The sequence below is a fragment of the Streptomyces paradoxus genome (assembly GCF_014202475.1).
Classification (GTDB): domain Bacteria; phylum Actinomycetota; class Actinomycetes; order Streptomycetales; family Streptomycetaceae; genus Streptomyces; species Streptomyces paradoxus.
In genome coordinates, this window is sequence record NZ_JACHGV010000002.1 from 790,417 (window position 1) to 802,886 (window position 12,470).

The 12,470-nt window shown below is 70.7% G+C and carries 11 protein-coding genes and 1 tRNA gene; 8 read left to right on the forward strand and 4 right to left on the reverse strand.

The genetic code is table 11. The features are described 5' to 3' along the window. Window positions 1-128: 128 nt before the first annotated feature. A complete protein-coding gene (locus HNR57_RS08435; protein ID WP_184558439.1) occupies window positions 129-1,721 on the reverse strand; it encodes a beta-N-acetylhexosaminidase in 1,593 nt (530 codons plus the stop codon). Window positions 1,722-1,815: 94 nt separating this feature from the next. On the opposite strand from HNR57_RS08435, the gene HNR57_RS08440 reads away from it, so the two are divergent. Continuing rightward, complete coding sequence (locus HNR57_RS08440) at window positions 1,816-2,700, forward strand: DUF4429 domain-containing protein (RefSeq protein ID WP_184558441.1); 885 nt, start codon at window positions 1,816-1,818, stop codon at window positions 2,698-2,700. 9 nt (window positions 2,701-2,709) lie between these two features. Here the strand turns inward: HNR57_RS08440 and HNR57_RS08445 are convergent, their stop codons facing one another. Further along, entirely contained in the window at window positions 2,710-4,275 is a 1,566-nt protein-coding gene (locus tag HNR57_RS08445) for a purple acid phosphatase family protein (protein ID WP_184558443.1), read from the reverse strand. A gap of 186 nt (window positions 4,276-4,461) precedes the next feature. On the opposite strand from HNR57_RS08445, the gene HNR57_RS08450 reads away from it, so the two are divergent. Together HNR57_RS08450 and glmS are read left to right on the forward strand one after the other, a co-directional pair. Beyond that, window positions 4,462-4,719, forward strand: a complete 258-nt coding sequence (locus tag HNR57_RS08450; protein ID WP_030838058.1) for a hypothetical protein — start codon at window positions 4,462-4,464, stop codon at window positions 4,717-4,719. Between the two features lie 12 nt (window positions 4,720-4,731). Further along, entirely contained in the window at window positions 4,732-6,549 is a 1,818-nt protein-coding gene (gene glmS / locus HNR57_RS08455) for a glutamine--fructose-6-phosphate transaminase (isomerizing) (protein WP_184558445.1), read from the forward strand. Window positions 6,550-6,702: 153 nt separating this feature from the next. Here the strand turns inward: glmS and HNR57_RS08460 are convergent, their stop codons facing one another. After that, window positions 6,703-7,263, reverse strand: coding sequence for a GPR1/FUN34/YaaH family transporter (locus HNR57_RS08460; protein ID WP_184558447.1), 561 nt, complete (start codon window positions 7,261-7,263; stop codon window positions 6,703-6,705). A gap of 115 nt (window positions 7,264-7,378) precedes the next feature. After that, window positions 7,379-7,906 carry a universal stress protein gene (locus HNR57_RS08465; RefSeq protein WP_010047889.1) on the reverse strand — a complete coding sequence of 176 codons (528 nt, stop codon included), beginning with the start codon at window positions 7,904-7,906 and terminating at the stop codon, window positions 7,379-7,381. Between the two features lie 305 nt (window positions 7,907-8,211). Here HNR57_RS08465 and HNR57_RS08470 point away from each other — a divergent pair, with 305 nt between their 5' ends. The 5 genes from HNR57_RS08470 to HNR57_RS08490 all read left to right on the forward strand — a co-directional run bounded on the left by HNR57_RS08470 (window position 8,212) and on the right by HNR57_RS08490 (window position 12,341). Further along, window positions 8,212-8,544 (forward strand): hypothetical protein, encoded by a 333-nt coding sequence (locus tag HNR57_RS08470; RefSeq protein ID WP_184558448.1) that lies wholly within the window; start codon window positions 8,212-8,214, stop codon window positions 8,542-8,544. Window positions 8,545-8,921: 377 nt separating this feature from the next. After that, window positions 8,922-10,160 (forward strand): helix-turn-helix domain-containing protein, encoded by a 1,239-nt coding sequence (locus HNR57_RS08475; protein ID WP_184558450.1) that lies wholly within the window; start codon window positions 8,922-8,924, stop codon window positions 10,158-10,160. Window positions 10,161-10,262: 102 nt separating this feature from the next. Further along, window positions 10,263-10,865, forward strand: a complete 603-nt coding sequence (orn, locus tag HNR57_RS08480; RefSeq protein ID WP_184558451.1) for an oligoribonuclease — start codon at window positions 10,263-10,265, stop codon at window positions 10,863-10,865. A gap of 116 nt (window positions 10,866-10,981) precedes the next feature. Further along, window positions 10,982-11,054 (forward strand) — tRNA-His (locus tag HNR57_RS08485). 96 nt (window positions 11,055-11,150) lie between these two features. After that, the gene (locus HNR57_RS08490) at window positions 11,151-12,341 is read left to right on the forward strand and encodes an MFS transporter (RefSeq protein ID WP_184558453.1); all 1,191 of its coding nucleotides are present in this window, start codon (window positions 11,151-11,153) and stop codon (window positions 12,339-12,341) included. The last annotated feature ends 129 nt before the right edge of the window (window positions 12,342-12,470 follow it).

The window sequence follows — 12,470 nt, forward strand, 5'->3', positions numbered from 1 at the left end:
GGAGTACGGTCCTCCGGGGTGCCCGTCATCTTGCTTGCGGGGGGCGCCCCTTCAGGGGCGCGGGGAACCGCGCATCTTTCAGGGGCGCGGGGAACTGCGCGACCAGCCCCCACGCACCCGCAGCCGAGTCACCGACCGCCGGCCGCAGGCCACGGCACTTGGGGCGACCGGTAATAGTCGATCCCCAGGGCGTCCCACCGCTCAGCCTGCGCGGCAAGCCGAACCTTGTACCGCTCCCAGTCGTGAGAAGCCGCCGACGACCACCCCAGCTCGGCAACACCGGGCAACCGCGGAAACGCCATGTACTCGATGTGCCGGGAATTCTCCAGCGTCTCCGACCACATCGGCGCCTCGACCCCCCGCACCGCATCCCCCGGCACCCCCGGCAGATACGCCCCGGGATCCCAGTCGTACGACCGCCGCACCTCGACATACCCCGCCCAGGACAGCCCCAGCGGCGTCTCCTTCGTGTACTTCATGTCGAGATACACCCGGTCGGCCGGAGACAGGATCAGTCCCGTCCCGTTCCGCGCGGCCTTCGCGACCCGCTCCTTCTCCTCGGCACTGGTGCCGTCGAGCCCCCAGTACTGCGCGAGAGCGCCCGGCGCCGGGGTCGCCCCGGTCAGCTGGTGCCACCCGACCACGGTCTTGCCGTACTGCGCGACGACCGGCTGCACCCGGTCCATGAACGTCACGTAGTCCTCGTGGCTCGTGGAGTGCGCCTCGTCGCCCCCGATGTGGAGGTACCTGCCCGGCGTGAGCGCGGCGAGTTCCCGGATCACGTCGTCCACGAAGTCATACGTGATCTCCTTGCCGACGCACAGCGAGCTGAAGCCGACCTCGGTGCCGGTGTACAGCGGCGGCGCCACGCCGTCGCAGTTCAGGTCGGCGTACGAAGCCAGCGCCGCATTCGTGTGGCCGGGCATGTCGATCTCGGGCACGACCTCCAGATGGCGCGAGCCGGCGTACCGCACGATCTCCTTGTAGTCGGCCTTCGTGTAGAAGCCGCCGGGCCCGCCGCCGACCTGCGTCGAACCGCCGTAGGTCGCGAGCCGCGGCCAGGAGTCGACGGCGATCCGCCAGCCCTGGTCGTCGCTGAGGTGCAGATGCAGCTTGTTGATCTTGTAGAGGGCCAGCTGGTCGATGTAGCGCTTGACCTGGTCGACGGTGAAGAAGTGCCGGGAGACGTCGAGCATGGCGCCGCGCCAGCCGTAGCGGGGGGTGTCCTTGATCGTGCCGCCCGCGACCAGCCACGGGCCGGGCTGGACGGAGTCCCTCTCGACGCCCGCGGGCAGGAGCTGGCGCAGGGTCTGGACGCCGTGGAAAAGCCCGGCGGGCCGGGCGGCGGTGATGGTGACGCCGCCCCGGCCGCTGTCGAGCCGGTACCCCTCGGCGCCGAAGGGACCCTCGGCGATGCGCAGCCGGATGCCGCCCGCGCCCTGGGCGGTGACCGGGAGGCGGTAGCCGGTCGAGGGGCGCAGGATCCTCGCGAGGTACTCGCCGACACCCCGGGTCTCGCGGGAACCGTCGACGCGGATGTGCGTGCCGCGGGTGATCCGGTACGGGGATCCGCCCGGGTCCGCCGACGCGGGCGCGGGGACCACCCGGTCGAGCGGGGTGGGCGATGCCGCCGGTGCGGGAGCGGCCCCGGTCACCGAGGCGGTCATCGCGACCAGCAGCAGGGAGCCGAGAAGGCGGAGCGTTCTGGGGTGCTGTCTCACACGGCCATCTCTCACAAGCGTGTCCCTTCACGAGCCGTTGAGCTCCAGGAGGTCTGGACCACTCTCTCGTGAGACGGGTGGAACAATCCACCCCATGGCGGAAATCATCCAGAAGGACGGCACATGGGCCTTCGACGGGGACGCACTGCGGCTGACTCCGGGACGGGACAAGAACGTCAGCCTGTTACGCAAGGAGCTGGGTGAACTGGTCGTGCCGCTGGGGGCGTTGGCCGGCATCTCGCTGGAGCAGGGCAAGAAGGCCGGGCGGCTCAGGCTGCGGCTTCGTGACGGCGCCGACCCGCTGCTGCACGCCACCGGCGGCCGGCTCACCGAGCCCCACGACCCGTACCAGCTGATCGTGGAGTCCGACCGGTACGGCGTCGCGGAGTACTTCGTGGACGAGGTCCGCAGCGCCCTGCTCCTCGACCAGGTCCCCGCCGGGCCGGTCGACGCGTACCTGCTGCCGGGCCCCTCCGTCCCCCTGTCGGTGTCCGCCGGGGACGGCACCGCCGGTTTCGACGGCGAGCGCATACGCCTGGAGTGGAACTGGAAGACGGAGGACGCCAAGGCCGCCGCCGGCGCCCGCACGCTGGCGCTCGCCGACATCACGGGCGTGGAGTGGCACCCGGCGGCCGGTCTGGAGAACGGCCATCTGCGCTTCACCGTGCGGCACGCGCCCACCAAGACGCCGCCCAAGTACGACCCCAACGCCGTGGAGCTGTGGGGCTTCAAGAAGGACCCGCTGATGGCGCTGGTCGCGGCGGCGGTCCAGGCCAGGCTTCCGCACCCGGCCCGGTCCGCCGACGACGACCCGGTGGACGCGCGGCCGGCACTGCCTTCCGCTCCGGCCGCGTCCGCCGAGGACGATCACGACGCCCTGCTGCGCCGCCTGCGCGAGCTCGGTGATCTGCACCGCTCGGGCGTGCTGACGGACGAGGAGTTCGCCCTGGCCAAGCAGGCGGTCCTCAAGCGGATGTAGGACGCGCGCCTACTTCGCCCGGCGGGCCACCGTGAAGTGGTCGACCTGGTCACCGTTCTCGGCGATGCCGCGCACCGTCAGCGTGGCCAGGCGTCCCGTCGGCGCGGGGGTGACGTCGACGCGCAGGAAGGAGTAGTCGAGGTAGCGCACCCGTGACCAGGCGACGGTCTCGTTCTGCTTGCCGCCCTTGACGTTGACGAACGAGGCCACGGACTCCACGTCGTGCTCGTTGCCCTCGTACGACAGCGGGGCGCTGAAGGCGTAGAGACTGCGCCCGGCCGCACCGGCCGTCACGTAGACCACGCCCTCGGTCTCGGGGTAGGCCGTGCCGCCGATCGGGAGTTTTTTGGCGACCTTGTCGCCCTTGATCACGTCGGTGCGCTCGTACTGGTGGTTGTGGCCGTTGATGACCAGGTCCACGGTGTACTTCTCGAACAGCGGCACCCACTCCTGCCGCACCCCTCCCTCGGAGGCGTGGGAGGTGGAGGTGCAGTAGGCGCAGTGGTGGAAGAACACGACGATGAAGTCGATGTCGTGCGCGGCCCGGTACTTCCTGAGCTGGGCTTCCAGCCACGTGGTCTGGGTGCCGCCGGAGATGCCCAGGTTGGCCGGGATCTCGAAGGAGATGTCGTTGGCGTCGAGCGAGATGACGGCCGTGTTGCCGTGGATGAAGGAGTAGACACCCGGGAGGTTCTTCCTGTCGGGGCCGTTGTCCGGGAGGGTCCAGCGGGCCTCCTCGCCGCCGTAGCCGTTGGGCGAGTACCAGGCCTCCATGTCGTGGTTGCCGAAGGCGGGCATCCACGGCACGGACTTGGCGACGGACTCCGTCTGGGCGAGGAACTGGTCCCAGATCCGCGAGTCGAAGCCGGTGTCGTCGGTCCTGCCCTGGCCGGCCGGGTCGCCGTACGCGATGTCGCCCGCGTGCAGGTGGAACGCCGGGTTCTGGCCGAGCAGCAGGCTGTTGTTGGCGAGCGCGTGGTAGCTGACGCCCTCGTCGCCGAAGGCCGTGAAGGTGAACGGTTTCTTGTGCGCGGGGGCGGTGGTGAAGGTGCCGAGGGTGCCCAGCAGGTGCGGCTCGGCCGGGTCGAAGCCCTGGTGGCCGACGCCGTAGTAGTACGTCCGGCCCGGGCGCAGGTGGGTCAGCCTGGCGTGGACGTAGTACTGGGTGTGGTTGCCGCTCGCGCCGACACCGGCCGGGGTGAAGAGGGTGCGGACCTCGGCGTCGATCCTGCGGGAGAGGTCCGTGGGGTGGGCGCCGATGCGGATGAACGGCTTCTTGACGGCTACCGGGACCTGCCAGGAGACGGTCATCTCCGTGCGCGGGTCGGTGCCGTAGGCGAGGTGGCGGCCGAAGGGGGCGACGAGCGCGCCGTCGACGGTCTCGGTGGCGGGGGCGGTGCGGGCGGTCGGTACGGCCGCCTGTGCGGTGGCGCCCGGCACGAAGGCGCCACCCGCGACGGCGCCGAGTGTGACGGCTCCGCCTCTGATCATCGTGCGCCGGGAGAACCGGGTGCGCAGGTACTCGTGCTGCTCGGCCATGCTCATGCGCTCGGCGAGCCGCTCGGGTACGCCCATACGAGGAGTGTCCATGGCGTCCAAAAATCGACGCCTCGGGCAACGGAATGCCGGACATCCGGTGGACGCCTCACGAACAGGCGCTCATGACACGTTCAACGTTCCCCCAAGGGATCCCAACAGGCGCTTGCCCGAAAACGGGCAGAATTCTTGCGAAAGAGTCGCCGGTACCCCAGGATCTAGCGAGTGCACGACGAACTCGTTGATCATCTGACGCGGTCCACCGCCCTCGGCCGGGGCGAGGCGCTGCGTGTGATCCAGGACGTGCTCGCCTACTTCGACGAGACGACCGAGGAGTACGTCCGTCGCCGCCACCGCGAGCTCCAGGCCCAGGGCCTGGTGAACGCGGCGATCTTCGAGCGGATCGAGGCGGACCTCAAATACCGCGCGGTGGCCCCGCCGGAGCTCTCGCTCCGGCAGCTGCGGCGCATCGTCTACGGCTAGGAATACGTATATATGTGCGGAATCGTCGGTTACATCGGGAAGCGTGACGTCGCGCCCCTCCTCCTGGAGGGCCTCCAGCGGCTGGAGTACCGCGGCTACGACTCCGCGGGCATCGTCGTCACGTCCCCGAAGGCGTCCGGCCTGAAGATGGTCAAGGCCAAGGGCCGCGTCCGTGACCTGGAGGCGAAGGTCCCGGCCCGCTTCAAGGGCACGACCGGCATCGCCCACACCCGCTGGGCGACCCACGGCGCCCCGTCGGATGTCAACGCCCACCCGCACATGTCGGCCGACGACAAGGTCGCCGTCGTGCACAACGGCATCATCGACAACGCCTCCGACCTGCGCCGCAAGCTGGAGGCGGACGGCGTCGAGTTCCTCTCCGAGACCGACACCGAGGTCCTGACCCACCTCATCGCCCGCTCGCAGGCGACCAAGCTGGAGGACAAGGTCCGCGAGACCCTCCGGCTCGTGGAGGGCACGTACGGCATCGCCGTCATGCACGCCGACTTCCCCGACCGGATCGTGGTCGCCCGCAACGGTTCCCCGGTCGTCCTCGGCATCGGCGAGAAGGAGATGTTCGTCGCGTCGGACATCGCCGCGCTGGTCGCTCACACCCGCCAGATCGTCACCCTCGACGACGGCGAGATGGCCACCCTCAAGGCCGACGACTTCCGCACCTACACCACCGAGGGCACCCGCACCACCGCCGAGCCCACCACCGTCGAGTGGGAGGCCGCCTCCTACGACATGGGCGGCCACGACACCTACATGCACAAGGAGATCCACGAGCAGGCCGACGCCGTGGACCGCGTGCTGCGCGGCCGCATCGACGACCGCTTCTCCACCGTGCACCTGGGCGGCCTGAACCTCGACGCCCGCGAGGCCCGGCGGATCCGCCGCGTGAAGATCCTCGGCTGCGGCACCTCGTACCACGCGGGCATGATCGGCGCCCAGATGATCGAGGAGCTGGCCCGCATCCCCGCCGACGCCGAGCCGGCCTCGGAGTTCCGCTACCGCAACGCGGTCGTCGACCCCGACACCCTCTACGTCGCGGTCTCCCAGTCGGGCGAGACCTACGACGTGCTGGCCGCCGTGCAGGAGCTGAAGCGCAAGGGCGCGCGCGTCCTGGGCGTGGTGAACGTGGTCGGCTCGGCGATCGCCCGTGAGGCGGACGGCGGCATCTACGTGCACGCCGGACCCGAGGTCTGCGTCGTCTCCACCAAGTGCTTCACCAACACCACGGTCGCCTTCGCCCTCCTCGCCCTCCACCTCGGCCGCACCCGTGACCTCTCCGTCCGGGACGGCAAGCGGATCATCGAGGGCCTGCGCAAGCTGCCCGCGCAGATCGCCGAGATCATGGAGCAGGAGGAGGACGTCAAGAAGCTGGCCCAGCAGTTCGCCGAGGCCCGCTCGATGCTCTTCATCGGCCGCGTCCGGGGCTATCCGGTGGCCCGTGAGGCCTCCCTGAAGCTCAAGGAGGTCTCCTACATCCACGCCGAGGCCTACCCCGCCTCGGAGCTCAAGCACGGCCCGCTGGCCCTCATCGAGCCGGCCCTCCCGACGGTCGCGATCGTCCCCGACGACGACCTCCTGGAGAAGAACCGCGCCGCCATGGAGGAGATCAAGGCCCGCAGCGGCAGGATCCTCGCGGTGGCCCACCAGCCCCAGGAGAAGGCGGACGAGACGATCGTCGTCCCGAAGAACGAGGACGAGCTGGACCCGATCCTGATGGGCATCCCGCTCCAGCTCCTGGCGTACCACACGGCCCTGGCGCTCGGCCGTGACATCGACAAGCCCCGCAACCTGGCCAAGTCGGTGACGGTGGAGTAGAGGCCTTCTTCTCAGGGGCGCGGGGAACGGCGCGAACAACCCCAACGCACCTGCACAGGCCGAACGATGAGGACGGACCCCCACGTGCTGCCACCAAGCACAGGGGGTCCGTTTTCATCGCCGGGAAGCCGCCCAACTCCCCGGCCCGCGCGGCTAACCGGTGGCCGTCACGCCCCGGCCGGCAGCACGCCGCGGAAGGGCCGTGGGCCAGTGCGCCGGCATCGCGGTCGCCGCATACCAGGCCACCGCCCCCGCGGCCACGGCGAACCACCCGCCCACCTTGGTGAGTCCGTCGTTGCCGGCGAACTCGGCGACCGCCATGAGCAGCAGCGCGACGAAGAACAGCCCGTACATCACCTGACCGAGCTGCTCCCCGCCCGCGAGCGTCAGCGACAGCGCCGCCAGGGCGAACAACAGCAGGAACAGACCTGCCCCGTTGCCGGAGGCACCGTCGGACACGGCCCACGTGAACCACAGCGCCCCGAGCACCGAGAACGCCGTACCACCGACGCCGTCACCCTCCCGCAGGGCCACCAGCCCCGCGACGAAGAGCGCAATACCCCCCACGTACTGGGCGATTGATGAGGCGTCAGCGGCCGATACGCCGTCGATCACAGCGGTGTGCCCCAGCCCGAAGGCCAACAGGGTGATTCCCAGGGCGAGTCGACCGGCCACGGTCGTGATTCCGCTTCCCGCGGAGACGTCTTTGTCCACGGCGGGCTCCCTTCGTGCATGTGCAGTTGTGCGGTGTCCCGTATATGCCCTTCACAAGGGCACAAACACCTTCTACGCACGAGTAGATTCGCGCGTCGCACGAAGGAACCGAGCGTCAGGGAATGACGATGACGGGCCGCTGCGCCCGCTTGGCGAGGCGCCCCGCGACCGAGCCGAAGATGCGCCCCACGATGCCGTGGGTGGAGCCGACGACGATCGCGTCGGCCTCGTACTCCCGGCCGACCTCTTCGAGTTCGTGGCAGATGTCACCGCCGCGCTCGACCAGGATCCAGGGCACCTCGGCGAGGTAGTCCGCACAGGCCAGTTCGAGACCGAGCACCTCGGTGCGGTGGTCCGGCACGTCCACGAACACGGGCGGCTCGCAGCCGGCCCACACCGTGGTCGGCAGGCGGTTGGCGACGTGCACGATGATCAGGCCCGACCCGGAGCGGTGGGCCATGCCGATCGCGTACGCCAGGGCGCGCTCACTGGACGTGGAGCCGTCGAAGCCGACGACGACCCCGTGCTTGAAGGCGGGATCGCAGGAATGGCGTGGCTCTTCCGCCGCCAGGGGCTCGGCCGCCGTGGGATCGGCGACGGGCCGCTTGCGGTCCGCGGGTTCGAAGAATTCGTGACCGGCCATGGCTGTCTCGGCGTTGTGATCCTTATATGGGGGACAACAGTGTGCGGCGGAGCTGTGTCCGGGAATGGTCTTCCCACCCCCATACCCTCAAGGGTACGGCGGCACGCCTCCTTAGCCCAGATCCCGCTCACGGTGCGCGCGGGTTCCAGGGAGCATGCACGAGGCACCGCCCGTAACGCAATGGTTGCTGCCCTGTACAGGCGGTTTGCACAGGATTCACTTACCCGCGGAGGTGATCGGGGCAACCAGTGACCGACGCCCCCGCCGCACGTTGAACCCCGAGAGTCACGCCACAGGGAGCACGCATGTCCGGACCCCGCCCCGCCGCCGAGGCGGACCGCGCGACCCCGCCGCCGCGGGACACCGCGACGGATGTGGTTCGCTGGGCCGTCTTCAGCTGCCTGCTCGTCCCGGTGGTACTCCTCGCCTACGGCGCCTCTCTGGCCGGCGCCGCCGGCACGGCCCTCGGGCTCGCGGCCGTCACGGGCGCCTGCCGGGTCCTGCTGCGCCAGTCCGAGCGCGGCGCGGCCCGGCTCACGGCCGAGGACCGGGCACCCCACCGGGGCCGGCACCACCGCACCGGAACCGGGTCCCACCGTGGCGGACGGCACACCGGAGGAGATACACCGGTCGGCTGACCGGTTTCCGCGCACGCGCACGTCACTTTTCAGCCAACTTCACGCCCCCGTGCATCCCCCGCTCCCCCTACCCCCCAGACCCCGTTCGACCTGCACGGAAAGGGCCTCAGGGGGTCTGCGCACCCTACGTGGATTGGCCACTGCGACAAGGCGCACTTCCCTGCACGCCCCACGAGTGCAACGCTTCGTGATCGAATGCTTCACGCCAAGTTGCCAAGTCGACAATGTGCCGAGTGGTGAACCGGCCACTCCGGCACGACGCGACACAGTAGATTCGATCTTGACTGTCTACGGCGGGGGACTCGTGCAGGACCGAGGGGAAACGTGCAGGAGCGACACAACCGAGGAGCCGCGACCACCGAGGGGGGCTTAGCAGTATGAGCCACGACTCCACTGCCGCGCCGGAAGCCGCGGCCCGGAAACTTTCCGGGCGACGCCGCAAGGAGATCGTCGCGGTGCTGCTGTTCAGCGGCGGCCCCATCTTCGAGAGTTCCATACCGCTGTCGGTGTTCGGGGTTGACCGCCAGGACGCCGGCGTACCGCGCTACCGATTGCTGGTGTGCGGGGGCGAGGACGGTCCGCTACGGACCACCGGGGGACTCGAACTCACCGCACCACATGGCCTGGAAGCGATCTCACGCGCGGGCACGGTCGTCGTACCGGCCTGGCGTTCGATCACTTCTCCGCCACCGGAGGAGGCGCTCGACGCGCTGCGCCGCGCCCACGAGGAGGGCGCCCGCATCGTCGGGCTGTGCACCGGCGCCTTCGTCCTCGCGGCGGCGGGCCTGCTGGACGGCCGCCCCGCGACGACACACTGGATGTACGCACCGACGCTGGCCAAGCGCTATCCGTCGGTGCACGTGGACCCGCGCGAGCTGTTCGTCGACGACGGCGACGTGCTGACGTCGGCGGGCACGGCCGCGGGCATCGACCTGTGCCTGCACATCGTGCGCACGGACCACGGCAACGAGGCGGCCGGGGCCCTGGCCAGGCGCCTCGTCGTGCCACCGCGCCGCAGCGGCGGGCAGGAGCGCTACCTCGACAGGTCTTTACCAGAGGAGATCGGCGCCGACCCGCTCGCCGAGGTCGTCGCCTGGGCGCTGGAGCACCTCCACGAACAGTTCGACGTGGAGACCCTGGCGGCACGCGCGTACATGAGCCGGCGTACGTTCGACCGCCGCTTCCGCTCGCTGACCGGCAGCGCTCCGCTGCAGTGGCTGATCACCCAGCGGGTGCTCCAGGCGCAGCGCCTGCTGGAGACGTCGGACTACTCGGTGGACGAGGTGGCCGGGCGCTGCGGCTTCCGGTCGCCGGTGGCCCTGCGCGGGCACTTCCGCCGCCAGCTGGGCTCGTCCCCGGCCGCCTACCGGGCCGCCTACCGCGCCCGGCGCCCGCAGGGCGAGCGGCCCCAGGAGACCGAGAGCGCTCCGGGCGGCTCCGGCATGCCGAGCCATCCGGGCCACGCCGGGCACCCGGGGCAGCCCGGCCAGGCACCGACCCCGCTCCACCCGGAGCACCCGGTGCCGCTGCAGTCCCGTCGTACGGCGGCGGCGAGCGCGGTCGGCCAGTCCCCCGCCCTGTCGGCGAGCCTGCCCGGGCAGCGCAGCGCACCCTGATCCGGTAGCCGGGGCCCGGGAGGAGCACGTCTCCTCGCGGGCCCTCCGGCTTTCCCGGCACGGGCGGCCCGGCCGGTGGCGGCGGGCCGTAAGGTTAGACACATGAACGATCGCATGGTGTGGATCGACTGCGAGATGACCGGCCTCTCGCTGTCGGACGACGCGCTCATCGAGGTGGCCGCCCTCGTGACCGACTCCGAGCTGAACGTGCTCGGTGAAGGCGTGGACATCGTCATCCGGCCGCCGGAGCAGGCGCTGGAGACGATGCCGGACGTGGTGCGTCAGATGCACACCGCCTCCGGGCTGCTCGAGGAGCTCGCCGCCGGGACCACCCTGAAGGACGCCGAGGACCAGGTCCTGACGTACGTGAGGGAGTTCGTCAAGGAGCCCGGCAAGGCCCCGCTGTGCGGCAACTCCGTCGGCACGGACCGCGGCTTCCTGCTGCGCGACATGCCGACGCTGGAGAACTACCTCCACTACCGGATCGTCGACGTGTCGTCGGTCAAGGAACTGGCCCGCCGCTGGTACCCGCGGGCGTACTTCAACAGCCCGCAGAAGAACGGCAACCACCGCGCGCTCGCCGACATCCGCGAGTCGATCGCGGAACTGCGGTACTACCGCGAGGCCGTGTTCGTCCCCCAGCCCGGGCCCGACTCCGACACCGCGAAGACCATCGCGGCGAAGCACGTTCTGCCTGCTCAGTAGGGCCGGCCGGGGGCTCGTCGAGGGGCGCCGCGAAAGCCGGGCGCGAGCACCCCTTCGGACCCTGTACACTTTTTCTCGGCCGGTCAGGGAAGTCACTGACCTCCAAGCCGGTCATGGTGGGTGTAGCTCAGCTGGTAGAGCACCTGGTTGTGGTCCAGGATGCCGCGGGTTCAAGTCCCGTCACTCACCCTGAGTAATCAGCCGGTGGCTTCGGAAGAAGCCACCGGCTGAAGCTTTTTGCGCGCCTCTCCGGGGCGGCGCGGCGCTCTGGCTACCGTCGGCGGCATGGACGGTCGACGCCCGGGATGGCGCGCGTGTGTGCTCAGCGGGGCGGTGTTCGCCGTCTGCATGGCCGGCACCACACTGCCGACGCCCCTCTACCCCCTCTACCAGGACAAGTTCGGCTTCTCCGAGCTGACGGTCACCGTGGTGTACGCCCTCTACGCCTTCGCCGTGATCGGTGTGCTGCTGCTGGCCGGCAACGCCTCGGACGCCGTGGGCAGGCGCCCGGTGCTGCTGTGCGGCCTGGGCTTCGCGGCGCTGAGCGCCGTCTGCTTCCTGTGCGCCACCGGCCTCGGCTGGCTCTACGCGGGGCGGCTGCTGTCGGGGCTGTCCGCCGGGCTGTTCACCGGCGCCGCCACGGCGTACGTGATGGAGCTGGCCCCCGAGGGCGGCACCTCCCGGGCCACGTTCGTGGCGACGGCCGCCAACATGGGCGGGCTGGGCTGCGGTCCCCTGCTCTCCGGGCTGCTCGCCCAGTACGCCGCATGGCCGCTGTACCTGCCGTTCGTCACCCACCTCGCCTTGGTGGCCGCCTCGGCCGCCGTCCTGCTGCGGCTCGCGGAGACGGTCAGGGAGCGGCAGCCGCTGCGCACCGTACGCCCGCAGCGGCCCGCTCTGCCCCCGCAGGTGCGCGCGGTGTTCGGCCCCGCGGCCACCGCCTCCTTCGTCGGCTTCGCCCTGTTCGGGGTGTTCACCTCGGTCAGCCCGGCCTTCCTCGCCGAGTCCCTGCACGTGGACGACCACGCCGTGAGCGGGCTGATCGTCGCGCTGGCCTTCTTCTCCTCGACGGCCGGGCAGCTGGCGGTCGGCCGGGTCGGCGTACGGCACTCCCTCCCGCTGGGCTGCGCCGGGCTCCTCGCCGGGCTGGCGCTGCTCGCCGGCGCGCTGCGGTGGGACCAGATGTCCCTGCTGATCGCCAGCGCGCTCGTCGGCGGAGTCGCCCAGGGCCTGGCCTTCCGCGGCGCCCTCACCGACGTGGCCGCGGCCAGCCCCGAGCGCCGGCGCGCGGCGGTGATCTCGACCCTGTTCGTGGTCGCCTACACGGGCATCTCCGTACCCGTGATCGGCGTCGGCCTCCTGACCGGCCCGATCGGCCTGGAGGGCGCGGGGCTGGTGTTCATCGCCTGCATGGCCGTCCTGGTCGTGACGGCGGCGGCATACCTACTGCGACGGCCGGAACCGGCGCGGGTCTGAGGGGCTGCGGTTCGAACTCCGCGAGGCGCTCCGGGCGCGGCTGTTCGTGCACGACGGCGTGGAGGCCCTGCGGCGCCACCGCGCCAACCTTCCCACCCCGGGGAACCGTTCCGCCGGGTCGGACCGAAC